Consider the following 26,312-nt stretch of genomic DNA (forward strand, 5'->3'; position numbering starts at 1 on the left):
CTGTGGGGCCCGTGCGGTTTTCGCGCGCGCCTCCCTTTTCCGTTTTGATTTCCGCCCTTCCTGTCCGGTATCCGTCCCGGAGGGGGTTTTGGGAGGGGCGCGGGGAACTGCGCGAGCAACCACAGCCGACCCGCGGACAGACACCGGGCCGAAAAGGGGCGCGGCGAACTGCGCGACCAGTCCCCACCGAACCCGCAGACGAACCCGGGATACGGGGCGCAGCCCCGCAGGGAGAGTGGGAGTGTGCCCCGCTCATACTCCGGCACCCCCGCTCATCCGAACCCCATCCCACCTGCGAAAACAAGGCACCCCGTGCCCCCATCCACGGCACCCTGTGCCGACTTTGTCGATATCGAGAAGTTTTTCGCTCAACGCTTTGATCGATCATCGATCGGCGGCTTACAGTCGACGGCGGACTTACCCGGTCCACCGCCCTGTCCTGCCAGACAAGGCTTTTCTCCACCCCCCTCCTGTCCGGAAGGCGGCGATCATGATCGACCCCACGCCCAAGTCTCCGAGCGAGCTCGACCAGCTCCCGGATCGTGACACCGAGGAGACCGCCGAGTGGGCGGCCTCCCTCGACGCCGTCGCCAAGGCCGCCGGCCCGCACCGGGCCGCGTATCTGATGCGCCGCACGCTCCAGCACGCCGAGGGCGCGGGCCTGGCCCTGCCCAAGCTGCTGGAGACGGACTACGTCAACACCATCCCCAGCTCCGCCGAACCCGTCATCGACGGTGACGAGGAGATGGAGCGCCGGATCACGGCGTGGAACCGGTGGAACGCCGCCGCGATGGTCACCCGCGGCTCCAAGCACGGCGTCGGCGGCCACATCGCCACCTTCGCCTCCGCCGCCTGGCTGTACGAGACCGGCTTCAACCACTTCTTCAAGGGGAAGGAGCGCGACGGGTCCGGCGACCAGCTCTACATCCAGGGCCACGCCTCCCCCGGCATCTACGCCCGCGCCTTCCTCGACGGCCGCCTGGGCGAGACGCACCTCGACAACTTCCGGCAGGAGTCCGGCGGCAACGGCCTGCCCTCCTACCCGCACCCGCGCCGACTGCCCTGGCTGTGGGAGTTCCCGACCGTTTCGATGGGTCTCGGGCCGCTCTCCGCCATCTACCAGGCCCGGTTCAACCGGTATCTCACCAACCGCAATATCAAGGATGTCTCCGCGTCACACGTGTGGGCCTTCCTCGGTGACGGCGAGATGGACGAGCCCGAGTCGACCGCCGCACTCGCGCTCGCCGCGCGTGAGGGCCTCGACAACCTCACCTTCGTCATCAACTGCAACCTGCAGCGCCTCGACGGCCCGGTCCGCGCCAACTTCAAGATCGTGCAGGAGCTGGAGGCCCAGTTCCGCGGCGCCGGCTGGAACGTCGTGAAGTCGCTGTGGGGCGGCGCCTGGGACGAGCTGTTCGCGCTCGACACCACCGGCGCGCTGGTCCGCCGCCTGCGCGAGGTCCCGGACGCGCAGGTGCAGACGTACCAGACGCGTGACGCGGCCTACATCCGCGAGGACTTCTTCGGCAAGGACCCGGCGCTCGTCGAGATGGCGAAGCTGCTCTCCGACGACAAGATCCTTGAGTGCTTCCACCTTTCGCGCGGTGGCCACGAGCCCCGCAAGGTGTACGCCGCGTACAAGGCCGCCCTGGAGTTCAAGGGTGCGCCGACGGTCATCCTGGCGCAGACCGTCAAGGGCTTCACCCTCGGTGAGGGCTTCGCGTCCAAGAACGCGAACCACCAGATGAAGAAGCTCTCCAACGACGAGTTCAAGAACATGCGGGATCTTCTCGAACTGCCGATCTCGGACTCGCAGTTCGTCGACGGTGTCGTGCCCTACGGCCACCCCGGTGCCGACTCGCCGGAGGTCCGTTACCTCCAGGAGCGGCGCGCCGCCCTCGGTGGGCCCGCCCCGGCCCGTCGTACGCACGCGCTCGCCTCGCTGCCCGCCCCGGCCGACAAGGCGTTCGCCGCCTTCGACAAGGGCTCCGGCAGCCAGTCCATGGCCACCACCATGGCCTTCGTCCGCCTGGTCAAGGACCTCATCCGCGACAAGGAGACCGGCAAGCGCTGGGTCCCGATCGTCCCGGACGAGGCCCGCACCTTCGGTATGGAGTCGCTGTTCCCCTCGCTCGGCATCTACTCGCCGAAGGGGCAGACGTACGAGCCGGTCGACCGCGACCAGCTGATGTACTACCGCGAGGCGAAGGACGGCCAGATCCTCAACGAGGGGATCACCGAGGCCGGTTCGATGGCCGACTTCATCGCCGCGTCGTCCGCGTACTCCACGCACGGCGAAGCGATGATCCCGTTCTACATCTTCTACTCGATGTTCGGCTGGCAGCGCACCGCCGACCAGATGTGGCAGCTCGGCGACCAGCTGGGCCGCGGCTTCCTGGTGGGTGCCACCGCCGGCCGTACGACGCTGACCGGTGAGGGCCTGCAGCACGCCGACGGCCACTCGCCGGTGATCGCCGCGACCAACCCGGCGGCGCTCACCTACGACCCGGCGTTCGCGTACGAGATCGGCACGATCGTCAAGGACGGTCTGCGCCGGATGTACGGCGAGGCGGCTCCGGGCGAGGACCAGAACGTCTTCTACTACCTCACCGTCTACAACGAGCCCATGCCGCAGCCCGCCAAGCCGGCCGGGATCGACGAGGGCATCATCAAGGGCCTCTACCGCTTCAACACGGCCGAGTCGGCCGGGCTGAACGTGGCGGCGGCCAACCCCGCACGCATCCAGCTGCTCGGCTCCGGCACCGCGATCCACTGGACCCTTGAGGCCCAGAGGCTGCTCGCCGAGGAGTGGGGCGTGGCCGCCGACGTGTGGTCCGCGACCTCCTGGACCGAGCTGCGCCGCGACGCCCTGGAGGCGGACGCCGCGCTGCTGCGCGGCGAGGAGCGCATCCCCTACGTACGCCAGGCGCTGGCCGGTGCCGAGGGCCCGGTCCTCGCGGTCAGCGACTACATGCGCCAGGTCCCGGACCAGATCGCGCAGTGGGTCGAGCAGGACTACTCCTCGCTCGGCGCCGACGGGTTCGGCCTCTCCGACACCCGTGACGCGGCCCGCCGCCACTTCGGCGTCGACGCCCAGTCGATCGTGGTCGCGGCCCTGGCCCAGCTGGCCCGCCGCGGCGAGGTCAAGGCCTCGTCCGTGAAGGAAGCCCGCGAGCGGTACGGCCTGTAAGGCCGCAGAACCGGTACGCCCGAGGGGCGCGGCCACTGCCGTGCCCCTCGGGCGTACCGGCGCTTCCTTTGGCGGCCGGGGCGAGTGATTCGATCCGGCCGCCCGAAGGGCTGATTTGCGCGGCTCCGCGTGCGCGGCCACCCGCCAGCCACGATGCTGGATCCCGTGATGGACGAGACGGAATTCTGGGAGCTGATCGACAGCACCCGCGAGGACGCCGAGGGCGACCCCGAGGACCATGCGGAGCTGTTGGTGGAGCGCTTGCTGCAACTCGACCCGGAAGCCGTCCTGGACTTCGCCAGGCACTTCGAGGCCCGCTACAACCGCGCCTACGCCTGGGATCTGTGGGGTGCGGCGGCGGTGCTGCTCGGCGGCGCCAGCGACGACGCGTTCGACTACTTCCGCTGCTGGCTCATCGGCCAGGGCCGTGAGGTGTTCGAGGGCGCCCTGCACGACCCGGACCACCTCGCCGAACTCCTGGAGGACTTCGACGAGGAGATCGACGGCGACGGCGAGGACCTCGGCTACGCGGCGGACGAGGCGTACGAGCAGCTCACCGGGGCCGTAGCGCCCGATCTGGGGATCTCGCCCCAGCCCTCCGAACCGCTGGGCACACCGATCGACTTCGAGGACGACCGCGCTCTGGCGGAGCGGTTCCCCCGTCTGTGGGAACGATTCGGCACTTCGGTCTAAGGAAGCCGGTGGCCGTTCGCCGAGGCCAGGGCGAGCAGGGCCACGTCGTCCTTGGCCCGGCCCGCGTACCGGACCAGGTCGTCGCGTACCGCCTCGGTCAGCGCGGCGAGGCCGTCGCCCGGGGCCAGCGCCGCCAGCCGCTCCCCCAGCGGGTAGAAGGCCCCGGCCGCGTCGCGCGCCTCGGTCACCCCGTCCGTGTACGCGAGGATCCTGTCCCCCTCGGCGAGCTCCACCCGTAGCTCCCGGGGCGGCGCGAGGCCCGCGAGGCCGAGGCCGAGTGGCGGCGCGGGTTCGGCGGCCAGTTCGGCGGCGGTGCGGCCGCGCAGCAGGAACGGCCGGGGGTGGCCGCAGCTCACCACCCGTACGACGGGCTCGTGGAGCGGGAACTCCAGGAGCAGCGCGGTCGCGAACAGCTCGCCGGGCCCGTCCGTTTCCGCGTCGGCCACCAGGCGGCGGTCGAGACGGGCGGCCACGCCCGGCAGCGTGGGCTCGTCGAGGACCGCCTCGCGGAAGGCGCCGAGCAGCGCGGCCACCGTGCCGACCGCCGCCAGGCCGTGGCCCTGGACGTCCGCGATCACCGCCCGTACGCCGTGCGGGCCCGCGCGCACGTCGTAGAAGTCTCCGCCGACCAGGGTGCCGCGCTGCGCGGCCTGGTAGAGCCCGGCGCAGCGCACCTGCCCCACCTCGTCCGGCAGCGGCGGCAACACCGCGAGCTGGGCGGCCTCGGCGACGGTACGGACGGTCACCAGCTGGTGCTCGCGGCGCTGGCGCACCCGGGCCACCACGATGCTGAAGACCACGACGATCGCGAGGGTGAGGATGTCGCCGGGGTGCGGGTACCAGTCGCGGGTGTGCGGCAGCAGGACGCCGGCGAAGGTGACGGTGGCCAGGACGACGGTGCCGATCGGGCCGTAGGCGAAGGCGGCGAGCGGCGGCACGGCGGCCAGGAAGTAGCCGAGCTCGACCCCGTTGGGGGTGCCGAGCTGGGCGGCCGTGATCCCGGCGAGGACCACCACCGGGAGCGCCCGCTGCCACAGCGGCCGGGGGGCGACCGGCAGCAGCCCGGACGCGCCCTCGTCCACCATGGCGAAACTCCTCGGCCGCCGGGTTTCTGCTGCTATCTCCTGTTCTACGTCACTCGGTGAGCGAGCGCCCCATCAGCACGTCGTCCACGTACTCCCCGTCCAGCAGGAACTCTCCGGGCAGGACCCCCTCGACGGCGAAGCCCTCCGACTCGTACAGCTTGCGGGCGGGGGCGTTGTGGCCCAGTACGCGCAGGGTCAGCCGGCGGGCGCCCTGGCGCCGGGACTCCTCCGCGGCGGCGCGCAGCAGGGCCCGGGCGACGCCCCGACCCCGGGCGCGGTCGGCGACGGCGAGTCCCTGGATCTGGCGTACGTGGCCGTTGCAGTCGAGCCGGGTGGCCCGGACCAGACGCAGATATCCGGCCACCCGGCCGTCGAGCTCGGCCACGAGGTAGTACGCGGGCGGGTTGGCGGGGTCGAAGAACGGCCCGAACGGTGGCTCGGGCCGGGCCTGGACGGAGTGCAGCGGCGACCAGACGTCGCGGTCGAGCTCGGCGAGGGCGGCTTCGTCGTGGTGACGGGCGGGGCGTATGTGCGGCTCGGGCATGGGGCCACTGTGCCATCGGGGGCCCGGTGCGGAAGCATGGTTTCCGCCCCGGAGCGGGGCACCCTCCACCATCGGGAGAAGGCGGCATGCGGATCGCGATCACGGGCTCGACGGGGCTCATCGGCACGGCGCTCGCGCAGTCACTGCGGGCGGACGGGCACGACCTCGTCCGTCTGGTGCGGCGCCCGGCGCGGGCCGGCGACGAGGTCGAGTGGGACCCGAAGCGGCAGTACGTGGACACGGCCGGGCTCGCCGGGTGCGAGGCCGTGGTCCATCTGGCCGGGGCCGGGGTCGGGGACCACCGGTGGACGGCCGCGTACAAGAAGGAGATCCGCGAGAGCCGGGTGCTCGGCACGGCCGCCCTCGCCGAGGCCCTGGCCTCGCTCGACGTGCCGCCGAAGGTGCTGGTGTGCGGCACGGCGATCGGCTACTACGGCGATACGGGCACGCGCGCGGTGGACGAGGAGGCGCCGCCCGGCGAGGGCTTCCTGGCGGGGGTCTGCGTGAAGTGGGAGGAGGCGGCGGCCCCGGCGCAGGAGGCGGGCATCCGTACGGTGTTCGCCCGCACCGGCCTGGTGGTGGCTCGCGAGGGCGGCGCCTGGGGCAAGCTCTTCCCGATCTTCCGGGCGGGGCTCGGGGGGCGGCTGGGCAGCGGCCGCCAGTACTGGTCGTTCATCTCCCGGCACGACCACATCGCGGCGCTGCGGCACCTGCTCGACACCCCCGAACTGTCCGGTCCGGTGAACCTGACGGCGCCGGACCCGGTCACCAACCGCGAGGTGACGGCGGCGATGGCCCGCGCCCTGCACCGCCCGGCGCTCTTCCCGGTCCCGGCCCCGGCGATCCGTCTGGTCCTGGGAGAGTTCGCGGAGGACGTCCTGGGCAGCCAGCGGGTCCTCCCCCGCCGTCTCCTGGACTCGGGCTTCCGGTTCGCGTTCCCGGGGATCGACGGGGCGATCCGGGCGGCGCTGTAGGCGGCGCTGTAACGGTAGGGGCCGGGCGGCAGGGGCGTCCCGTACCTGTTGCCCGTCCGGAACAGCACCGGCGCACGGCGTGCGGGCGCGTGCCTCCGTGCCCGGCCGCGTGCGCGAGTCGCGGATTCGACCGCGCTTTCTACTCTCTCTCCGAACTCCTGCATTTCGTGGGCCGGTTGGGGGCATGAGGCCTCCACCATTCCGCGCCGACCTCAGGGAGGGGCACGTGCTCAGCACCGCACACCATGCGGACGTCGTCATCGTGGGGGCCGGGCTCGCCGGCCTGTCAGCGGCTCATCAGCTGACCGGCGAGGGGGTCACGGTCATGGTCCTGGAGGCCGCCGGGGAGGTGGGCGGGCGCATGTCCACCGAGCACCTCGACGGCTTCCGCCTCGACCGGATCGGCCAGCTGCTCTCCACCTCGTACCCGGAGCTGATGCGCACGCCCGGCCTGGACGGCCTGGCCCTGAGCGCGTTCGCGCCCGGGGTGCTCGTCCACAGCGCGGGCCGCCATTACCGGGCGGGCGTGCCACGGAGCGCGCGGGGCGCACTCGCCGCAGCGCGCGCCCTGGCGAGCGCCCCCAGGGGAGGCCCCCGGGGCGTGCCCAGGAGCTCCGCGCGGGGCGGCTCCCGCGGCGCCCCGACCCCGCTCGGCGGCGCGCTCGACCAGGCCCGGCTCGGCGCATCGCTCGCCCGTCTCGCCACGACCCCCGTCGAGCGGCTGCTCTCCCGGCCCGAACTGCCCATCGGGGCCGCCCTGCAGACCCGCGGCCTGCCCGCCCGCACCCTGGACGGGTTCGTACGCCCCCTGCTCTCCGCGCTGCTCTGCGACCCGGACCTCACCACCTCCAGCCGGTGCGCCGACCTCGCCCTGCGCGGCTTCGCGCGCGGCCGGCTGTGCGTGCCGTCGGGGGGCGCCTCGGTGCTGCCGGAGCTGCTCGCGGCCGCGCTGCCGCCCGGCACGGTCCGTACCGGCGTCAAGGTCACCTCGGTGGCCACGACCTCCGTGACCACCGCCGACCACGGCGTCCTCGGCTGCCGCTCGCTGCTGCTCGCCACGGACGCGCGCGCCGCCGCAGAGCTGCTGCCCGGCCTTCGGGTGCCGCCGTTCCACCCGGTGACGGTGGTCCACCACACCGCCCCCGCGCCCCCACTGGCCGAACCGGCGCTGCTGCTCGACGCGGACGGGAGCGGCCCGGTGGCGCACACGGTGGTGATGAGCGAGGTCGACCCGGCGCGCGCGCCGCACGGCCGGGCGCTCATCAGCTCCACCGTGCTCGGCCCCCCGCCGCCGGACCTGGAGGCCTCGGTCCTGGCCCATCTTGGCCGGCTGTACGGGACGTCGACGGCCGACTGGGACCTGCTCGCCGTCCGGCACACCCCGGAGGCGGTCCCGTCGATGCCCGCACCCCACGACGTACGCCGCCCGGTGCGCCTCCTGGCCGGCCTGTACGTCTGCGGGGACCACCGCGACACCAGCACTGTCCAGGGCGCCCTGTACTCGGGCCGCAGGGCCGCGCACGCGATCCTGGCTGACCTGGGCCTGCGCGCGGCGTCCCCGGAACCCTCGGCCATCCGTCCGGCGGCCTGACCCTCGGCCCGCTTCCGCCCGCGGCCCGACCGTGGCTTGTCGCGCAGTTCCCCGAGCCCCTGACTACCCAGGGGCTCGGGGAACTGCAGCGAGCAACCGGCCACGGCGGACGGCCGCGCGACGGGCGAAGTCACCCCTCCCGCGGGCGCCCTCCGGACTACCCGAGCGCAGCCACCCGGTCGCGATATGTCCGTACGGCCGCCGCGTCGCGGTACGGCTCCAGGCGGCGCTCGAAGTCGCGCACGTACTCGGTCGCCCGGACCGACCGCATCTCACTCGCCTGCTGCGCCGCCTCCGCGGCCAGCGCACAGGCCTGGTCGAGCTCGCCGAGGCCGAGCCTGGCGCAGGCCAGGACCACCCGGCAGAAGAGCCGTGAGCGGGCGTACGCCGGGGCGCGCAGCTGGAGGGAGCGCTCGGCGTGCTGCGCGGCCGCCCGGTACTGCTGGAGGTCGCGGTGGCAGTGGCCGAACTCGTCCGCGAGCTGCGCGTCGTCGAAGAACCGCGCCCAGTGCGGCACGTCGTCGCCCGGCCTGGCCGCCTCCATCGCCCGTTCCGCCCGCACCAGCGAGGCCGTGCACGCCCGGATCTCGCCGAGCACCCCGTGCCCGCGCGCCTCCACTGAGTGCAGCAGCGCCTGCACCACCGGCGGTGCCGAGGAGCCGACGCCCTGCTGGGCGACCCGCGCCAGCTGCACCGCCTCCCGGCCGTGGCCGAGGTAGACGGCCTGGCGGCTCATCGTGACCAGCACGTACGACCCGTATGCCCGGTCGCCCGCCGCCTGTGCGAGCCGCAGCGCCTGGACGAAGTACCGCTGCGCCAGACCGTGCGCCGCGATGTCGTACGAGGTCCAGCCCGCGAGGCGGGTGAGGTCGGCGGCCGCCGAGAAAAGCCTGCGGCCGATGTTCTCGCCGTAGCTGCCGCGCAGCATCGGCTCGGCCTCGTGCTCCAGATAGCGCACCAGGGCCTGGCGCGCGTGGCCGCCGCCGTAGGCGTGGTCCAGGGTGCGGAAGAGCTCCCCGACCGAGCGCAGGGCCGCGATGTCGCCGCTGGTCACCCGCTGCCCTGGGCCCCGGTCCGAGGTGCGCTGCCGGGGCACGCCCGGGCGGCCCTGGCTGGGGACGCGCGGCCCGGCGGCGGCCGTCTCGCCCGCGAAGCGCGGGGACGGGTCGCCGTGGCCGACGCGTTCGTCGGCCCGCCCGATCAGCCAGTCCCTGCTGGGCACCACGAGCCCGGCCGGAGTGAACGCGATCTTGCGGAGCTCGATCTGGCTGCCTGAGTCCTTTCGCCACAGACCGCTGACGATGTCGACGGCCTCCTCCGGGGTCGCCGCGAACTCCAGACCGGCGTACACCGGCGCGCACGCGTCGAGCCCCAGGTCCTGTGCCGAGAGTCTGCGCCCCAGGCGCCGGGTGAACACCTCGGCGATCAGCGCGGGCGTGGTGCCGCGCGGCTGCTGCCCACGCAGCCACCTGGTCACCGACGTCTTGTCGTACCGCAGATCCAGTCCGTGCTCCAGGCCGAGCTGGTCCACACGGCGCGCGAGGCCCGCGTTGGAGAACCCGGCCTCCGCGATGAGCGCGGCGAGCTGGCGGTTGGGCGTGCGCTGCGCGGGTCGTTCCGTCATCAGCTGTGCGATCTCCTGCCTTCCGGGCCAAGCGTGCAGCCCTCATGGAACGGGGGGAATTTAGCGGTCAATACCGCCCTGACCGCCGCCTGCGCCCCGCATTCATCCGATCGTGTGAGGAGGTGCCGTTTCTGCCCGCCGCACGCTGCCGTCGAACGCGGTCGTACAGTGGCTGAGGCGCATGTATGCACTGGGTGAGGAGCCGGGCGTGAACGAGCTGCGATTTGACCGACTGGGTTTCGGCGACGACGCGGTCGAGTACCAGGAGGCCTGGGACGAGCAGCGGCGGGTGCACGCGGCCCGGTTCGCCGACGAGATCCCGGACACCTGCCTGCTCCTGGAGCACCCGCCGGTCTACACCGCGGGCCGGCGCACGGACCCCAGCGAGCGCCCGCTGGACGGCACTCCGGTCGTGGACGTGGACCGGGGCGGCAAGATCACCTGGCACGGCCCGGGCCAGCTGGTCGGCTACCCGATCCAGAAACTGCCGCGCCCGGTGGACGTGGTCGCGCACGTGCGCCGCCTGGAGGAGGCCCTGATCCGCACGGCCGCCGACTTCGGTCTGGAGACCACCCGGGTCGAGGGCCGCAGCGGGGTGTGGGTGCTCGGCGACCCGGTGGAGCAGCGCCCCAAGCCCGCCGGGCTCTCCCTCGACTTCGACCCCCGGCTCACCGACGACGAGTTCGACCCGCGCCTGAACGGCCCGGAGTACGCGCCGTCCAACGCGGGCCAGCGCCGCGAGGACCGCAAGCTCGCCGCGATCGGCATCCGCGTCGCCAAGGGCGTGACCATGCACGGCTTCGCGCTGAACGTGAACCCGGACAACACCTGGTTCGACAGGATCGTGCCGTGCGGCATCCGCGACGCGGGCGTGACTTCGCTCTCGTACGAACTGGGCCGCGAGATCACGATCTCCGACGTCCTGCCGGTCGTCGAGAAGCACCTCAAGGACATCCTGGAACACGCGGAACTGGCGCCCAGGGAGATCGAGCGCGCTACCGCCTAGTACGCCCCGGGCGCACCCGGAACGGGAATGCGCCCCCTTGGCCATGGGTTGGCCAGACGTAATGCCACGCAAATAACGGGCGTACCCTGGTGTCCGCCGAAGAATCGAAGTCATAGGGAGCACGTCGTGTCCGCAGTCGCACCCGACGGACGCAAGATGCTGCGCCTGGAGGTCCGGAACAGCCAGACCCCCATCGAGCGCAAGCCCGAGTGGATCAAGACCCGGGCGAAGATGGGCCCCGAGTACACCAAGATGCAGAGCCTGGTGAAGAGCGAGGGGCTGCACACGGTCTGCCAGGAGGCGGGCTGTCCCAACATCTTCGAGTGCTGGGAGGACCGCGAGGCGACCTTCCTCATCGGCGGCGACCAGTGCACCCGGCGCTGCGACTTCTGCCAGATCGACACGGGCAAGCCCGAGGCGCTCGACCGCGACGAGCCCCGCCGTGTGGGCGAGTCCGTGGTCACCATGGACCTGAACTACGCCACGATCACCGGCGTCGCCCGCGACGACCTGGCGGACGGCGGCGCCTGGCTGTACGCGGAGACCGTGCGCCAGATCCACGCGCAGACGGCGGACCGCGCCGACGGCCGCACCAAGGTCGAGCTGCTCGCCCCCGACTTCAACGCGGTGCCGGAGCAGCTGGCCGAGGTCTTCTCGTCCCGCCCCGAGGTCTTCGCGCACAACGTCGAGACCGTGCCCCGGATCTTCAAGCGGATCCGCCCCGGCTTCCGCTACGACCGCTCGCTCGACGTCATCACCCAGGCCCGCGACTTCGGCCTGGTGACCAAGTCGAACCTGATCCTCGGCATGGGTGAGACCCGCGAGGAGGTCAGCGAGGCGCTCCAGCACCTGCACGACGCGGGCTGCGAGCTGATCACCATCACGCAGTACCTGCGGCCGTCGCTGCGCCACCACCCCGTGGAGCGCTGGGTGAAGCCGCAGGAGTTCGTGGAGCTCAAGGAGGAGGCCGACGAGATCGGCTTCTCCGGTGTGATGTCGGGCCCGCTGGTCCGCTCCTCGTACCGCGCGGGCCGGCTCTTCCAGCAGGCGATGGAGCGCCGGGGCGCGACGGATTCGACGGTGTCGACGGAGGAGACCGCGGTCGGCGCGTGACCGTCCGCGGCCGACTCGCCCAGGCGCCCAGTGTGTGAATTCGCGCACAAGATACTACCGGCCGGTAATGGCCGATTCGACGCGGCTCGTACATCCCTCGCAGGTAGGGGGTGTGTACGGGCCGCGTCAGCGTTCTACGGGGGCGCGTCAAGGTTTCATTGGTGTTTGACCGTTCGGACACGCCCTGGTAACACCAGTCAGTGACGCTGGCTTCACGCACCGCGCACGCCCCCGAGCGTGAGCCCGCGCGCACGCCCCGTCCCGTCCGTACCGGTTCCCGTCCTGGGGAGGACCTCACGATGCAGTCCGCGACGACCGTACGCGCCACCGCGCTCCCGTCCGTCACCGACGCACTGCGCGCCATGGAGACCTTCCTGATGGCCGCCGGCCAGCGCACGGCCCGCCGGAACGCCTGGACCGCGGTCCTGGAGGACCGCCGCCGGGCCAAGGACCGGACCGAGGCGCAGCACGTACTGGAGGCCGTGGCTAGCCGTCGCTCCTAGGCCACGTAAACTTCAGTTCATGGCGAGGAAGGAAAACGCAGACACTACTGCGAACCCCGGGCGACTGAAGCAGATCGCCCTGACCTACAAGATGACCCGCAAGGCCGACTCGAAGGTCGGTCTCGTCGTCGCGGCAGTGGGAATCGTCACCTTCGGTGTCTTCCTCGCGCTCGGGTTCTTGATCGGTCACCCCATCTACCTGGGCATTCTCGGTGTCCTGCTGGCCTTCCTCGCTATGGCGATCGTCTTCGGACGCCGTGCCGAGCGCGCTGCCTTCGGGCAGATGGAAGGACAGCCGGGGGCCGCGGCCGCAGTGCTCCAGAACATCGGCCGCGGCTGGACGACGACCCCGGCGGTGGCGATGAACCGCAGCCAGGACGTCGTGCACCGGGCGGTCGGCAAGGCCGGCATCGTGCTGGTGGCCGAGGGCAACCCGAACCGGGTGAAGTCGCTGCTGGCGGCCGAGAAGAAGAAGATGGCGCGGATCGTGGTGGACGTACCGGTCCACGACGTGATGGTCGGCGACGGAGAGGGCCAGGTGCCCTTGAAGAAGCTCCGCACCACGCTGCTGAAGCTCCCGCGCGTCCTGGCGGGGCCGCAGGTCACCGCGGCCAACGACCGGCTGCGCGCGATGGGCGACCTCATGAGCAACATGCCGCTTCCCAAGGGGCCGATGCCCAAGGGGATGCGGATGCCGCGCGGCGGGAAGGCGCGCTAGCACTTACGTGCGTGTACGGGAAAGGGCGGCCGGGACCGAGTGGTCCGGGCCGCCCTTTCCCGTGCGTACATGTTCGGGTGCGGGGTCGTGCGTGGCTGGTCGCGCCCACGCGGCGGAGCCGCACGATGTGACAGCCCCGCGCCCCTAAAGAGGTCTTTGGCTGCGGGCCGTGCGTGGCTGGTCGCACCCACGCGGCGGAGCCGCACGACGTGACAGCCCCGCGCCCCTCAGGGTGTACGGGTCCCCGCCCGATCGGGAGGGTCCGGCTGCTAGATCCGGACCTGGATCGCGCGGGCCAGGCGGTCGTGGAGGCCGCGGCCGTCGCGGTCCCAGACCAGGGCCGGGATGGCGAGGCACAGCAGCACGCTGCGCAGCAGGGACCGGAGGAAGCCGAGGCGGCCGCCGCCCTCGGCGATCAGACGCAGGCCCAGCAGGCGCTTGCCGGGCGTGAACCCGACCGTGCCGACGGTCAGGATGCTCATCACCAGGAAGACGACGAGCGCCCAGTTGTTGGTGAGGTGGAGGGTGCGGTGCGCGAGGAGCCCGTATGCGATCAGGGCGCTCACCGACCAGTCGATGAAGATGGCGCCGAAGCGCCGACCCAGGGGGGCGATGGCGCCCGGCCCCTCCTCCGGCAGACCGAGCTGCTCGCCCCGGTAACCGAAGTCGACGCCCATCTCCTCGGCCGCCGCGCGGGGCCCGGAGAGCCACGATCCGATTGCTTGCCTGTTGTCCACGCTTCCACGGTACCGGCCGGTGTTCGGGGCCCCGCCCCCGGGATGGCCGGGAGGGCCGCATTTATCCCATTTATACGGGTCTTGATGTGCCACCTACCCCGGCCCCGGTTAACTTGGGCGAAACAAACGGGTCACGCTTGAGAAATCCCGCCTGCCTATGGTCAGGTCCAGCGTGTGCCACCGCACTGGCCGCACCACGAGCTACAACCCCGTCTCCCCCGGACGGGAGTAGGAGGAGTTGGATGTTCCAGAACGCCGACGACGCCAAGAAGTACATCGCGGACAACGACGTCAAGATGGTCGACGTCCGGTTCTGCGACCTTCCCGGCGTGATGCAGCACTTCACGATCCCGGCGACGGCGTTCGACCCGTCCGAGGAGCTCGCCTTCGACGGCTCGTCGATCCGTGGCTTCCAGGCCATTCACGAGTCCGACATGGCGCTGCGCGCCGACCTGTCGACCGCGCGCCTGGACCCCTTCCGCCGCGACAAGACGCTGAACATCAACTTCTTCATCCACGACCCGATCACGGGTGAGCAGTACAGCCGCGACCCGCGCAACATCGCCAAGAAGGCCGAGGCCTACCTCGCGTCGACCGGCATCGCGGACACCGCGTACTTCGGCCCCGAGGCCGAGTTCTACGTCTTCGACAGCGTGCGCTTCAGCACCGCCGCGAACGAGGGCTTCTACCACATCGACTCCGAGGCGGGCGCCTGGAACACCGGTGCGGTCGAGGACAACCGCGGCTACAAGGTCCGCTACAAGGGCGGCTACTTCCCGGCCCCGCCGGTCGACCACTTCGCCGACCTGCGTGCCGAGATCTCCCTGGAGCTGGAGAAGTCCGGCCTCCAGGTCGAGCGCCAGCACCACGAGGTGGGCACGGCCGGCCAGGCGGAGATCAACTACAAGTTCAACACGCTGCTGGCCGCGGCCGACGACCTGATGCTCTTCAAGTACATCGTGAAGAACGTCGCGTGGCGCAACGGCAAGACCGCGACCTTCATGCCGAAGCCGATCTTCGGCGACAACGGCTCGGGCATGCACGTGCACCAGTCGCTGTGGACCGCCGGCGAGCCGCTCTTCTACGACGAGCAGGGCTACGCGGGCCTGTCGGACACCGCCCGCTACTACATCGGCGGCATCCTCAAGCACGCCCCGTCGCTGCTCGCCTTCACCAACCCGACGGTGAACTCCTACCACCGCCTGGTCCCCGGCTTCGAGGCCCCGGTCAACCTGGTGTACTCGCAGCGCAACCGCTCCGCCGCGATGCGCATCCCGATCACGGGCTCGAACCCGAAGGCGAAGCGCGTCGAGTTCCGCGCCCCGGACCCGTCCTCGAACCCGTACCTGGCGTTCTCGGCTCTCCTCCTCGCGGGCCTCGACGGCATCAAGAACAAGATCGAGCCGGCCGAGCCGATCGACAAGGACCTCTACGAGCTCGCCCCCGAGGAGCACGCGGGCGTCCCCCAGGTCCCGACCTCCCTCCCGGCGGTGCTGGAGGCCCTGGAGGCCGACAACGAGTACCTCCAGGCGGGCGGCGTCTTCACGTCCGACCTGATCGAGACGTGGATCGACTACAAGCGCACGGCGGAGATCGCCCCGATCCAGCTGCGCCCGCACCCGCACGAGTTCGAGCTGTACTTCGACATCTAGGAGGCGGGGTCGGGCGACCTGGGTGGGAGCCCGGCGAATAGGCTGTGACCTGCGAAAACTCTTCTCAGTTGTTCTCGCTGTCACCGCTTACTTTCCGCCCCCTTGTGCACCGAGCGTGCACCGCCCGGTCAATTCTCTGACGTGATGTCAGAAGCGCTGCGAGAGCCGCTACCCATAGTCGGGTAGCGGCTCTCGCTGGTTCGCGCAGACTCCTTGTACGGCGGCAGCCCTCTTCGTCTCGTAGTAATGGCAGGGCCAGTGGCCTGCGGCAATGCTCGCCGCAGCCCACAGCCCTGGCCTTTTGTTGATGGCTGGCGATGCCGTGCGACGGTCGCGATCCGCTGTCTTGCGGACTGTGCGCAGACTGCGCACCCTGCGCGGTGGGCTGCCCTGCCGGACTGAGGGGAGGGAGGGGCTTGCTACTGCCGCCCGTTGCAGCGCCTCGACTGTTGGAGCCATATCCCGATTTGCGAGTCTGACATTCCACACCGACCACTACGCCTGCAGTGGCTGGATCCGGCGTGCAATCCACGCAAGAAGGCGGTAGGCCGAACCCACAATCGCGGCCAGGAGCGCACCCCCCACCACTGACCGCTGTATTGCGGCTGCGCGCTCCCAGTCAAAGTTCATGTGGGGATCCTGGCGCAGAGCACTGACAACCGTGGCAGATCTGCTTGATCAGCGCAGCGGTGGGCCGTATTTGCTGCTACGGCTTAGCCGGTGGAAGAAGCGCTCGCCTACTTCCAGCCGTCCAGGGACACTTGCGGCCCGCCGCTGAGGTAGCGACTGAGGGCACTGGCGGTGGTCTCGACGAACTCCTCGGGGACGGCGTCGGCGTCGACCCATCGGACTTGGGCGTGCTTGCCCGGTTCGCGGTTCTCGGGCTCGCCGGTCCACTCGTGGGCGGCGAAGACGACCGTGAGGAAGCCGTTGGGTGCCTCCACGCCCCAGGCGCCATGGATGACGTGGGCGACCCGGAGTGCTTCCGGCTTGACGGTCAGACCGGTCTCTTCGTGCAGCTCACGGACGGCCGTCTCGCTAATCGGCTCGCCGGGCTCGCTCTTGCCGACGGGGAGGTCCCATTTACCCCTGGCGAACTTGGCCTGGTCGCTGCGCTGGAGGAGGAGCACGCGGTTGGTGGCCTTGTCGTGGACGATGACGGCGGCGACCAGCAGGGTCATGGACTCCAGAGCGGGCTTGAGCGCCTTGGGCTGGTCATCGGTTGTCGGCTGGGCCATGGTGATCCCTTCGTCGGCCGGGTTGGTGGGCATGGTAGGCGAGCGCCTCTCGGGCGCGACGGGCGAGCTCGGCGGCGCCAGGTACTTTGCGCCGCTGGTAGACGGCCAGGGTTGATCGGATGGAGGTGATTGCCTTGCGGGTGCGGTCGGAGGCCATGCCGTCCATCAGGGTGAGGGCCTGGTTCCATGCAGCGATGGCCTCGTCAGCGCGGGCCTGGGCGGCGAGGCTGTCACCGAGGTCGGCGTGAGTGAGGGCGTGGACGCGCTTGTACTTCTTCGGGTCCCAACGGGTGAGGGCATCGCGATGCTGCTGCTCGGTGCCGACGTGATCGGCGAGGTCGGTCAGAGTGCGAGCGGTGTGGCTCGCCACGGTGCCGGCGGCGGGGCCGCTGACACGGGAGAAGCTGGGCTGCGGGCTGTCGTCTCGGAGCAGCGCGTCTTCGGCGGCGAGCAGGGCACGTGCGGCCAGAGGGTTCTCGTTGATGGCGGCGTACGCGCGGGCGTGGGTGATGTGGAGTAGTGCTTCGGTCTGGCCGTCGACGTGACCGACGCCTTGGGCGAGGGCAGCTTCGGCAAGGTCGACGCAGTGGTGGGACTGTTTCAGGCTGAGTGCCTGGTGGGCGAGGGCGCGCATCATCCAGGCGGCGTGGCCGTGCGGGTCGGCTTCGCAGGCCAGCTGGTAGCCCACCTGGTAGTAGCGCTGGGCGGCGCCCTCCTGACCCAGGTCGTGGTGCTTCCATCCTGCGAGGTAGGCAAGTTCGGCGACTGCGCCGAAGGCCGCCCGGCGTAAGACTTCACTGGGGAATCGGCCCCGGAGCATGGGGGCTGCGGTGTCGGCGAGGTAGGCGGTGACGGTGGTCAGGCCGTGCCCGCCGCCGAGGCGCTCGTCAGCGGCGCTGAAGGCTGCGGTGATCTGCCGTACAACGTCCACGTCCTCCACGCCGATCACAGACGTGCCGGTGCGGGCGCGGAGCATGCGGGCGGTGGCCTCGTGGTCGTAGGCGAGCGGCATGGCGACGCCGGCGGTGGTGAAGGCCGCGATGGTGAGGAAACGGCGCCGCTCGACGTCGGCGCGGCCCAGGTCGGTGGCAGCGAGGACGGGGTCGGATTCCGCCTTCTGTTCGGCTTCTGCCGTGCGGAGGCCGATCTCGGTCTGGGTGATCGTGCGTCCCACTCGGCGGGACAGTGCTTCGGCGAGGTACTGGCCTGCTTGTCCAGAAGGGGCGCGGGTGCCGTTCACCCAGTGGGAGATGGCCGACTTGTTGGTCTGGAGGATCTCGCCGTTCTCGGCGGCGATGCGCCGCACGTCTCTGGCGAGAGCCTCGTAGGTGCAGCCGACCGTGCCGATGGCATCGCGCAGCCGGGAGTTGGGTTCTCGCTGCTCCGCCACGATCGCCTCCGATCCGGAGCTGTAAACCGCGTATACCGCTTGGCCTCGCTCACACCGTACCCACTCTGCGTGATGGCGGGTTCACTAATCACCAGCCGCCCGGCACGGCCCGACCCCGTGAGCCAGGCTCCCCTCTTGGTCCGGGCGGCTCCCCGAAGTTCCGTACACCCGCTCCGGGTTCAGGCATTCCTGTGCCCGAACCCGGCCGATCAGAGACGGAGACACGGTGACCACCATCGACACCACGGCCATCACGGTCGAGTTGCCCGAAGCCTTCGACGCACGCTGGAGCCGCCTGCCCGGCATCCAGGTCGAGGGCCGGCGCATCACCATCGACCCGGCTGAGTACTTCTTCCGCTTCGAGTCGAACACGTGGCTCATCAGCGACTGGGAGTTGGTCAAGTCCCAGCTCCTGGAGGCGGAGGAGACCACCGAGAGTGCGGTCGAGCAGCTCGCGCTCGACTTCATCAAGCAGCACGGCCAGTCCACTTCGGATGCGGCCCGCGTGCTGTCCACCGCGTACGAGGTGTACGCGTACCTCTTCCGCGACGAACACCTCACAGGGCTCGGCCTGCCGCGGATCACGGCCGAGCACCTGCGGATGCTGCGCGAGGCCGCCACGCTGATGGCACTGAACAAGGTGGAGCTGGACGGGCACATCTCCAACGTCGGCCCGTGCTGGTTCTTCCCGGCCGCCACCTCCGTCGTCTTCGACCTGGACGACGAGATGGGTGGAATGCTCGACGAGGTCTACCACGGCGGCTGGTTCAACGAGCACCGCCGCCTCGAATCGATCAAGGCCCACGCCGCGCTCGGCGGACGGCTCGTGCACGGCTGCCAGTCCGTGCCGGACCAGACCGGCGGCGTGGTCGCACCCTACGGTGCCTCGATGGCCGGCTTCCGCGACGACCTCGCCCAGTTCAAGGCCGGATGGATCGAGCAGGTCTACGCCCACCGCGTGGCCACGCCTGCCGCTTAACCCCTCAACCAGGCTCCGGGGCGGGCCGGTCGCCGCCGCCCGCCCCGGACGCCCTCACCGGGATTGGAGCCTCTTGATGGACGCGAAGCCCCACGCAGAACTCCTCGACAGCCTGCTTACTCTCGCCGACCGTCCCACCGCAGTGCGCGAGGAGGTACGCGTGTGGTCCATGTCCGGCGTCGAGCGCCTGACGTTCCTCGACAGCACCACCGCTGTCTTCAAGTACGCCAAAAGGCCCTTCGATGGTGAGGCCCAGGCACTGCGCCTCGCCGATGCCTCCGGGGTGCCGGTGCCGAAAGTCCATGCCTCCGCCGTCGTGGACGGATGGCTCGGCATGCTGCTCGAAGACCTCGGAACCCCCATCCGCGACGCCGACGACCTGGATGGCGCGGCAGCCGCTGTCGTCCTCCACCACACCCGCACCGCCCCCGCTCTCCCGGTTCTCGACGAGGGTGGGCTGAGGGCCTTGCCTAGCCGGGCCCTCGATCACCTCGGCCACCTCCACAAGGCCGACCGCTGGCAAGGCGCCGACGACATCGAGCACGCCCTGGACCAGATCGCCCGGGCCGCCACTGTCCGCGCGGCCGGGGCAACCCGCTCCCCGTTCGGGTGGGTGCACTCCGAGTTCCACCCCACCAGCCTCCACATCGGCCAGCGCGGCTGGCGGCTGCTGGACTTCGCCCGCGCCTTCACCGGCCCCGGCCTGCTCGACCTGGCCAGCTGGCACGGCACCCTCGAAACTCCCGACCCCGCGCGCCTGCGCGCCTTCCTGGAGTCGTACGTCAGCGCAGGCGGCAGTGCTGAGGCTCTCGACCGGCGCGGCGGGATCACCGCAGAACGCTGGGCGCTGGGCTGGCACCGCATGTGGGCCGTCGAGTGGTTCATGGAGCAGTCCATCCGCTGGATCAACGACCCGGCCACCGACCCCGCGTACATCAAGGCCGTACGCCGCCACCTCACCGACACCCTCCAACTCCTGGAGGTGTAGGTGCTCTCCCAAGCCTCGCCCTGGTACACCCACGCCCTCCAGCGCACCCTTCCCGGTCCGGCGGGGCCGCTCGCCCCTCCCGCCCGGATGGAGTGGACGACACGGCCAGGCATCGGCCCGGGCGCCGAGATCCTCGGCCCCGACCTGCGCCGCAAGCGGGTCATGGAACTCGGCTGCGGCCCCGGACACAACGCCGCCTGCCTCGCCACCCGGCACGCTGCCAGCGTCACCGGCGTCGACCTCATCGGACTCCAGGTGCGACGTGCTCGCTCGCACTACGGGCGGCTGAACAACCTCACCTTCGTCGCCGGCCACGCTCTGCACTACCTGCAGGCGTCCGGTGAGCAGTTCGACGCGATCTACTCCGTGTTCGGTGCAGTCGGCCTCGTGCCGCCCGAACTCCTGCTCCCCGCCATCGCCCAGCACCTCAAGCCCGGCCGTCCCCTCGCCTTCTCCGTCCCTCACCCACAGCGCGGCGGCAGAGCCCCCTCCGCCGACGACCGACCCCGACGCGACTACGTCACGCTGCCCGACCGCACGCGACTGCCCGTCGCTCGCTGGGACTTCGGCGCCGACCGCTGGGAGAAGCACCTCGACCGCGCGGGCCTGCGGCTCGCCTCGGCCCAGGAGTTTCATGAACCTCGACAGGGCCGCTGGCCCACAACCCTGCTGCTCACCGCGCGCAAGCACTGATCTCTGCCCCGCTGCCCGAGGAGGAACCGATGCGCCCGCCCTACCTGCTCCTCGACATCGACGGCGTCCTCATACCCTTCCCCGACGCCGACGGATCGACCCCGGCCACCCACGCCCGCCACGACGTCGTTCCCGCAGGCCGTAGCGCTGAGGACCCGGTCGGCGTCTGGCTCAACCCCACTCATGGCCCCATGCTCATGGAGGTGATCCGTACGGGCCTGGTCACGCCGGTCTGGTGCACCAGCTGGCGCCAGGACGCCACCACCCTGATTGGTCCCCTCCTCGGCCTCCCGCCCCTGCCGCACGTCGACCTGCCGCGCCCCCAGATCACCACCAGCCACCCCAACGGCTACCTATGGAAGCGCGACCACGTCGGCGCCTGGCTGGGCGACGCCCCCGCTGTGTGGATCGACGACGACTTCACCGGACTCGATCACGTCTGGGCCACGGAGCGCACCATCCGTGGCTCGGCGACCCTGCTGATCCAGCCTGATCCCCGTGCCGGGCTTCAGGCTGAACACCTGGCCAAGGTCCGAACATGGGCAGAGCGGCTGCCCGCTGCACGGACTGGTGCACCTGCTACTCCGGGCGGAACCGAGGCCGCCTGACGCGAACCCAGGCGCAAGCAGCGATGCCCTTGGCGGGGCACTCGGCACTGTCGAGTTCTCGGTGGGCGCCGACCGTGGCCAGGAGGCGCCGGGGGCTGTGACCAGCGGTCTCGGCGCGGGCAAGAGTGGTGGTGAGGGCCGGCCAAGCGGGATCGGCGAGGACGCGGTCGGCGTGGTCGGGGAGAGCCGCGCGAAGGTCCCGCTCGAAGCGGCTGGTGGTTGTGGCGCGGCGGGTGAGGTCCGCCAAGGCCGGTTTGGCAGCCTGTTCGTAGCCCGCCTGGAGATCGCGGAAGGCTTCCTCAGCTGCCGCTGCTTGCTGCGCGTGGCCGCGCTGGTCGTCACCGTGCGCCTCATGTTCACCACTCGCGAGCGCAAGGCGCTCAACAAGAACTATTTCAACTACCTCTGGAGGGCAGCCCTTGAGGCTATCGGTGTCATCAAGGCGGTGAACGACAGGCCGGTCGGAACGGGCCACAAGTGGGAGGCGTGCCGCGACAAGATGATGCATGCCCTGCGGCACCTGTTCGCCTCGGAGGCGAACAACGAGGGCGTTGACGTCTACACCCTCGCCGACCTCCTCGGCCATGAGGACCCTGCGTTCACCCTCCGCCGCTACGTCCACCGCGTGACGGGGGCGGTCGAGAAGGCCCGCAAAGCCATCGGCCGACGAAATCGAGCCGCCGCGTAGATCCTTCTGCGTCTCGTTCCGTCACTTCACAGAGCGGTTGACTGAAGACAAACACTCCACGCACGGCCATGCCCGAACATGGTTGGGACCGCCAAGCCCGGAGTGCAACAGTGAGGGATCACATGCGCGTTGAGATTCGTGTCGAGCCAGCGGATGACGAACTCCGCTCGCTGCTGGCCTGGCTCCGCCGCGACCCTGACATCCGGCGCACCGCCAGCGTGGAGATGTGCGAGCAAGCGCCGCGCGAGGGCGGCATGGGGGCAGTCGCCGACATCCTGCAGTTGGTCACGGAGAACGGCTGGAGCGCCGCGAACTTCGCCCTGACGCTGGCCGCTTGGAAGCAGACACGACCGCGCGCCTCGCGCGTGACGGTCCGGCACGAGGATCTCGTTGACGCCTTGACCGACTGCAGTGACGAGGAGATCGAACGAATCACACGACTACTCCGAGAGGACCGGCAGAACGACGAGGAGGGCTCGGCAGGTTGAGCGTGTTCCCAGATCCCGGCGCTTCGAGGGCGGTGTTGATCGGAACGAGCGCGTACGACTTCCTCGAAGATCTCCCGGCCGTCTCCAACAACCTCAGCTCCTTGGCAGAGGTGCTCACCAGCCCTAGGTCGTGGAGCCTCAGCGGAGAAGACTGCGTTGTGCTTTCCAACCCGCCTAGCGCGACAGCTGCGATGGAATCCCTACGCGAAGCCAGCGCCACAGCCAGGGACACGCTGCTCGTGTACTACGCGGGGCACGGTCTGGTCACGCCAGAGGGCGAGCTCTATCTAGGGCTGCCTCAATCCAAACAGCAACGGGTCGAAACAGGGATTCCGTACAGCTGGCTCCGTGGCGCTCTGCTGGAGGGACGAGCGGAGCGGACGGTCGTCATTCTCGACTGCTGTTACGGCGGACTTGCTCTGGGAACTATGGGGCCCTCGGAGTTGGCTGCCCAAGCTGATGTCGAAGGGACGTACTTGCTCGCTGCGGCCTCGGAGAACCGCCAAGCACTCGCCCCACCCGGTGAGTCACACACCGCCTTCACCGGCGAACTGCTCGCCATCCTCACCACCGGCATCACTGGAGGCCCCGAGCGGCTGCATCTCGACAGCGTCTTTCGCGAGCTGAGGAGGTCACTCTCGGCGAAGGGTCGCCCGGTCCCCCAAGGACGGGAGCGCAACAGCAACGGTCGACTCGCACTGGGCTGGAATCCCGCATTCAGCCGATCCCCCGTGTCCAGCACCCCTAGCGACGGGCATGTCGACCACCTCGCATGGCCAGACCCTGATGCCATCCGCACCGTCGAAGGGTTCTTCAACGCACTGGGACAGGTGCGCGTCGCCAGTGCCCTCACACACGCGGCCATCAGCCAGCGCTCCGGCGGGCAGATCGCACCCGGAACAGTCGGCAACCTCCTCAACCGCAAGAATCTACCGAGGACATGGCGGACGACAGGCGTCTATCTGACCGCCTGTGGGGTGCCTGACGAGCAGTTGAGTAACTGGCGGTTGTGCTGGGAACGGCTTCGGTCTGCTCCATCGGCTGAAAACGCACCTGAATCCGAGGAGGCACAGGACCGAAGCCAGAACACTCCCACCTCGTCCCCCTGGGGCCGAACTTTCCGAAAGCTAGTGGGACGGCGACTCCGTGACTGACTGAGTCGTCCGCTGGGGCTCCGGCGTCGTCTTGTCGCCGTCGTCGCCGAAGAGAGTGTTCCAGGCAGCGATCAGCAGAAGCACACCGACCACGACCACCCAGAGCGCAGGCTTCTTAACCTTGCTGGATACGGTCGTCGGCCTCACGTAGTGGCCTCCTCGGTAGTACCCCTTTCGCGGCTTTGCCATTGCGCCGTACCCCCGATTCAATGCCTTGATCCGTCAGCTGTGGAGTGTGGCAGGGGTGCTGTTCTAGCGACCGGTGGATGGGGAACAGCGGCCTGATCTGGTCGAAGCATGGCGCTCCACTGCTCCTTGCCAGCCTTGCGGACGACATGATCAGCCGCTGTCATCCGCTGATAGCTCATACGTAGGCGCGGGGCCCCACCAGCCAAGTCGCATAGCGCGCCACCTCGGACGACCTGGTGGGTCAGTCCGATCTCACGGAGAGAGGCGGGGTTCCCAGGGCCGCGCGCACCTCGGCCGTGAACTGCTCGCGGCTGACTTCACGCGCCGCTTGGTTGTTCCGCAAAAGCTCAACCACTGCCAAGGCTTGATCCACAAGTCCGGCCAACTCATCGTAGTTCGCCTGGAGGTCCCCAAGCGTCTCGCGTGAAACCGCCCGGCATCGGTTGCCGGCCTCCAAGTACTCAGCCAAGAGCGGGTGGCCGTCCACGCCCTCGCCACGCTCACGGGCGCCTGCCAGGAGTTCACGCAATTGCTCTGCTCGTTGCACAAAGCCTTCCGTGACAACGTGTACAGCTTCGACATCAGCAGGACGTTCCTCCAGGCCCGACGCTCCGGCCTCCGCCGCCCGGACAAAATTGGCGGTGCCGTCTACATCCTGCTGCATGGTCTCGGAACAGCTCCTCAGCGGCCTGCGTCACCGCAGGAGGCCCCAAGAGGGCGATGCGTCTCGCGCGCTCCGTCATTCGCCCCGCTGCCGCTCTCAGTGGTTCCACGCCGGGCGGGTCGCCATCTTGGGGATCAGTCGAAGCCCGCGTGAGACGAAGACACTCATCCCAGGCTTCTAGAAACCCTTCATAGGCATTCAGACGCTGTTGCCTCAGCCAGTGAGCATGCTCAGCGGCTGCTTGGTCCTCTACCTGCTGGCGGACGGTCTCAGCTCGGGACACAACGGTTGCCAAGAAGGGGCATCACCACTTCGCGCAGCTGACCCGAACTCGACCTGGTCCGCCCTTTCTTGGCAAGATCAGGCGCTCCCCGGTCAGGTCGCGTTCCTACTGGGGCCACATCATGTCCCATCAAGCCCGAGAGGAACCCCCTTGCGCCCCCGCCCCGCGCTCCGCACCGCCGCCCTCACCACCGCCCTCCTCGCCTCCGCCCTCACCGCCCAAGCCAGCACAGCCGCCGCCGACGCCCCCGCCCCCCTCAAGACCGAGGCCGTCTTCAACAACCCCACCGGCACCGCCGCCGAGCAGCAGGCCGTGGTCGCGCGGCAGGTGGAGCTCATAGCGGGGGCGCCGGCGGGGGCGCGGATCCGGCTGGCCATGTTCTACGCGGACGACCCGGCCCTGCCCGACGCTCTGATCGCCGCCCATCAGCGGGGCGTCGACGTGCAGGCGATCTTCGACGAGAAGGCGGTGAGCATGGCCCCGTACAAGAGCCTGCTGGCCGAGCTCGGTGGGGACACGGCCAAGTCGTCGTGGGTGATGAGCTGCGGGGCCGGGCGCGGGTGCGTCGGTACGCGGGCGCTCGGGACCGTCGACGCCATCAACCACAACAAGTTCCTGTTGCTCTCGCAGACCGGCTCCACCCCGAACGTCGTCGTCCAGTCCTCCGCCAATCTGCACGTCGGACGGGACGGCACCAAGGGGTGGAACAACGCCCTGGTGTTGGTGGGGAATGATGGGGTTTACGCCGCTTATAACGGGTATTTCGACGACCTCAAGGCCCGGCGTGCCAACAATGACTACTACTCCACCGGTCGGCCCCCCGTCGCCTCCGGCAACGCCAAGGCGCACTTCTATCCGCGTGCCGAGAGCAACGGCTCGCCCTACAACGACCCGTCCGAGGACACCGTCGCCACGGTGCTCGACAACGTGAAGTGCTTCGGCAACTCCAAGTACGGCACGACCGACAACCACCGCACCCGCATCCGGGTCAGCATGACCATCTTCAGCCGCCCCTACCTCGCCGACCGGCTCGCCGAGCTCGACGCGCAGGGGTGCTACGTCGAGGTGTCCGAGACGTACAACCCGGACAGCGCGCTGGAGAAGCAGTCCCTTGAGACGCTGCTGCGCAAGACCTCCAGCGTCTACGGCGGTGTGATCACCAAGTACTACTGCCAGGCCGACTCCACCTGGATCCACGACAAGTACCTGTTGGTGGAGGGGAATTACTACGGCTCTCCGGACCGCAAGGTCCTGTGGACCGGCAGTCACAACTGGAGCGGGAACTCGCTGCGGCAGAGCGACGAGACCATGCTCCAGCTGGAGGACGGCGCGGTGTTCGACTCGTACGTCGCCAACTTCAACCAGCTGCGCGCCGCGACCACGCACCAGCCCGCCAACGGCGCCGCCGCCACCTGCTGAAGAAGGCCGGGTGGAGTGGGGGGGGGGGAGGGGGGGGGGGGGGGGGGGGGGGGGGGGGGGGGGGGGGGGGGGGGGGGGGGGGGGGGTGGGGGGGGGGGGTA

23 protein-coding genes and 2 pseudogenes are annotated in these 26,312 nt (G+C 70.1%); 17 read left to right on the forward strand and 8 right to left on the reverse strand.

What is annotated here, in order from left to right; genetic code table 11:
• The first annotated feature begins 490 nt into the window (after positions 1 to 490).
• Positions 491 to 3,190, forward strand: coding sequence for a pyruvate dehydrogenase (acetyl-transferring), homodimeric type (gene aceE, locus ACZ499_RS05955; protein WP_468672669.1), 2,700 nt, complete (start codon positions 491 to 493; stop codon positions 3,188 to 3,190).
• Positions 3,191 to 3,358: 168 nt separating this feature from the next.
• Positions 3,359 to 3,883 (forward strand): DUF4240 domain-containing protein, encoded by a 525-nt coding sequence (locus tag ACZ499_RS05960; RefSeq protein ID WP_468672671.1) that lies wholly within the window; start codon positions 3,359 to 3,361, stop codon positions 3,881 to 3,883.
• On the opposite strand, the gene ACZ499_RS05965 is transcribed toward ACZ499_RS05960, so the two are convergent.
• Together ACZ499_RS05965 and ACZ499_RS05970 are read right to left on the reverse strand one after the other, a co-directional pair.
• The gene (locus tag ACZ499_RS05965; protein WP_468672673.1) at positions 3,880 to 4,968 is read right to left on the reverse strand and encodes a PP2C family protein-serine/threonine phosphatase; all 1,089 of its coding nucleotides are present in this window, start codon (positions 4,966 to 4,968) and stop codon (positions 3,880 to 3,882) included. The two genes, ACZ499_RS05960 and ACZ499_RS05965, sit on opposite strands and share 4 nt — an antisense overlap.
• Positions 4,969 to 5,017: 49 nt before the next feature.
• Positions 5,018 to 5,512: a GNAT family N-acetyltransferase gene (locus ACZ499_RS05970; RefSeq protein ID WP_468672675.1), complete on the reverse strand. Its 495-nt coding sequence runs from the start codon at positions 5,510 to 5,512 to the stop codon at positions 5,018 to 5,020.
• 86 nt (positions 5,513 to 5,598) lie between these two features.
• Here ACZ499_RS05970 and ACZ499_RS05975 point away from each other — a divergent pair, with 86 nt between their 5' ends.
• Entirely contained in the window at positions 5,599 to 6,486 is an 888-nt protein-coding gene (locus tag ACZ499_RS05975) for a TIGR01777 family oxidoreductase (protein WP_468672677.1), read from the forward strand.
• A gap of 226 nt (positions 6,487 to 6,712) precedes the next feature.
• On the forward strand, positions 6,713 to 8,077 hold the full coding sequence (locus ACZ499_RS05980; protein WP_468672680.1) for an NAD(P)/FAD-dependent oxidoreductase: 1,365 nt from the start codon (positions 6,713 to 6,715) through the stop codon (positions 8,075 to 8,077).
• A gap of 157 nt (positions 8,078 to 8,234) precedes the next feature.
• Here the strand turns inward: ACZ499_RS05980 and ACZ499_RS05985 are convergent, their stop codons facing one another.
• Positions 8,235 to 9,701, reverse strand: coding sequence for a regulator (locus ACZ499_RS05985; protein WP_468672682.1), 1,467 nt, complete (start codon positions 9,699 to 9,701; stop codon positions 8,235 to 8,237).
• Positions 9,702 to 9,909: 208 nt separating this feature from the next.
• Between ACZ499_RS05985 and lipB the strand changes: the two genes are divergently transcribed.
• From lipB to ACZ499_RS06005, 4 genes are all read left to right on the forward strand, one after another.
• On the forward strand, positions 9,910 to 10,707 hold the full coding sequence (gene lipB, locus ACZ499_RS05990) for a lipoyl(octanoyl) transferase LipB (RefSeq protein ID WP_468672684.1): 798 nt from the start codon (positions 9,910 to 9,912) through the stop codon (positions 10,705 to 10,707).
• Between the two features lie 126 nt (positions 10,708 to 10,833).
• Entirely contained in the window at positions 10,834 to 11,820 is a 987-nt protein-coding gene (gene lipA / locus ACZ499_RS05995) for a lipoyl synthase (protein WP_468672685.1), read from the forward strand.
• Between the two features lie 299 nt (positions 11,821 to 12,119).
• Positions 12,120 to 12,323 carry an SCO2195 family GlnR-regulated protein gene (locus tag ACZ499_RS06000; protein WP_385547233.1) on the forward strand — a complete coding sequence of 68 codons (204 nt, stop codon included), beginning with the start codon at positions 12,120 to 12,122 and terminating at the stop codon, positions 12,321 to 12,323.
• A 19-nt stretch (positions 12,324 to 12,342) separates the two neighbouring features.
• Positions 12,343 to 13,041, forward strand: a complete 699-nt coding sequence (locus ACZ499_RS06005; protein WP_468672687.1) for a DUF4191 domain-containing protein — start codon at positions 12,343 to 12,345, stop codon at positions 13,039 to 13,041.
• A gap of 269 nt (positions 13,042 to 13,310) precedes the next feature.
• Here ACZ499_RS06005 and ACZ499_RS06010 read toward each other — a convergent pair whose 3' ends face one another.
• The gene (locus ACZ499_RS06010; RefSeq protein WP_468405512.1) at positions 13,311 to 13,778 is read right to left on the reverse strand and encodes an RDD family protein; all 468 of its coding nucleotides are present in this window, start codon (positions 13,776 to 13,778) and stop codon (positions 13,311 to 13,313) included.
• A 242-nt stretch (positions 13,779 to 14,020) separates the two neighbouring features.
• Here ACZ499_RS06010 and glnA point away from each other — a divergent pair, with 242 nt between their 5' ends.
• Positions 14,021 to 15,430 (forward strand): type I glutamate--ammonia ligase, encoded by a 1,410-nt coding sequence (gene glnA / locus ACZ499_RS06015; RefSeq protein WP_371652340.1) that lies wholly within the window; start codon positions 14,021 to 14,023, stop codon positions 15,428 to 15,430.
• 737 nt (positions 15,431 to 16,167) lie between these two features.
• Here the strand turns inward: glnA and ACZ499_RS06020 are convergent.
• Positions 16,168 to 16,701: an NUDIX domain-containing protein gene (locus ACZ499_RS06020; RefSeq protein ID WP_468672689.1), complete on the reverse strand. Its 534-nt coding sequence runs from the start codon at positions 16,699 to 16,701 to the stop codon at positions 16,168 to 16,170.
• A 4-nt stretch (positions 16,702 to 16,705) separates the two neighbouring features.
• Positions 16,706 to 18,058, reverse strand: a pseudogene (locus tag ACZ499_RS06025) (tetratricopeptide repeat protein); the annotation flags it as partial.
• Positions 18,059 to 18,284: 226 nt separating this feature from the next.
• On the opposite strand from ACZ499_RS06025, the gene ACZ499_RS06030 reads away from it, so the two are divergent.
• The 4 genes from ACZ499_RS06030 to ACZ499_RS06045 all read left to right on the forward strand — a co-directional run bounded on the left by ACZ499_RS06030 (position 18,285) and on the right by ACZ499_RS06045 (position 21,326).
• Positions 18,285 to 19,037 (forward strand): hypothetical protein, encoded by a 753-nt coding sequence (locus ACZ499_RS06030; protein WP_468672690.1) that lies wholly within the window; start codon positions 18,285 to 18,287, stop codon positions 19,035 to 19,037.
• A gap of 76 nt (positions 19,038 to 19,113) precedes the next feature.
• A complete protein-coding gene (locus tag ACZ499_RS06035; protein ID WP_468672692.1) occupies positions 19,114 to 20,025 on the forward strand; it encodes a phosphotransferase family protein in 912 nt (303 codons plus the stop codon).
• Positions 20,026 to 20,718, forward strand: a complete 693-nt coding sequence (locus ACZ499_RS06040; RefSeq protein WP_468672696.1) for a class I SAM-dependent methyltransferase — start codon at positions 20,026 to 20,028, stop codon at positions 20,716 to 20,718.
• Positions 20,719 to 20,747: 29 nt separating this feature from the next.
• Positions 20,748 to 21,326 (forward strand): HAD domain-containing protein, encoded by a 579-nt coding sequence (locus tag ACZ499_RS06045; RefSeq protein WP_468672698.1) that lies wholly within the window; start codon positions 20,748 to 20,750, stop codon positions 21,324 to 21,326.
• Between the two features lie 28 nt (positions 21,327 to 21,354).
• Here the strand turns inward: ACZ499_RS06045 and ACZ499_RS06050 are convergent.
• Positions 21,355 to 21,663, reverse strand: a pseudogene (locus ACZ499_RS06050) (relaxase/mobilization nuclease domain-containing protein); the annotation flags it as partial.
• Between the two features lie 15 nt (positions 21,664 to 21,678).
• Between ACZ499_RS06050 and ACZ499_RS06055 the strand changes: the two are divergent.
• The 3 genes from ACZ499_RS06055 (at position 21,679) to ACZ499_RS06065 (ending at position 23,656) form a co-directional block, all read left to right on the forward strand.
• Positions 21,679 to 22,014: a tyrosine-type recombinase/integrase gene (locus tag ACZ499_RS06055; protein WP_468672700.1), complete on the forward strand. Its 336-nt coding sequence runs from the start codon at positions 21,679 to 21,681 to the stop codon at positions 22,012 to 22,014.
• A 122-nt stretch (positions 22,015 to 22,136) separates the two neighbouring features.
• On the forward strand, positions 22,137 to 22,502 hold the full coding sequence (locus ACZ499_RS06060) for an effector-associated constant component EACC1 (RefSeq protein WP_468672702.1): 366 nt from the start codon (positions 22,137 to 22,139) through the stop codon (positions 22,500 to 22,502).
• Positions 22,503 to 22,504: 2 nt separating this feature from the next.
• The gene (locus ACZ499_RS06065) at positions 22,505 to 23,656 is read left to right on the forward strand and encodes a caspase family protein (RefSeq protein WP_468672866.1); all 1,152 of its coding nucleotides are present in this window, start codon (positions 22,505 to 22,507) and stop codon (positions 23,654 to 23,656) included.
• Between the two features lie 430 nt (positions 23,657 to 24,086).
• Here ACZ499_RS06065 and ACZ499_RS06070 read toward each other — a convergent pair whose 3' ends face one another.
• Positions 24,087 to 24,509, reverse strand: coding sequence for a hypothetical protein (locus ACZ499_RS06070; RefSeq protein ID WP_468672705.1), 423 nt, complete (start codon positions 24,507 to 24,509; stop codon positions 24,087 to 24,089).
• 433 nt (positions 24,510 to 24,942) lie between these two features.
• Here ACZ499_RS06070 and ACZ499_RS06075 point away from each other — a divergent pair, with 433 nt between their 5' ends.
• The gene (locus ACZ499_RS06075; protein WP_468672707.1) at positions 24,943 to 26,211 is read left to right on the forward strand and encodes a phospholipase D-like domain-containing protein; all 1,269 of its coding nucleotides are present in this window, start codon (positions 24,943 to 24,945) and stop codon (positions 26,209 to 26,211) included.
• Positions 26,212 to 26,312: the final 101 nt, after the last annotated feature.

Source organism: Streptomyces sp. NPDC031265 (genome assembly GCF_055570295.1).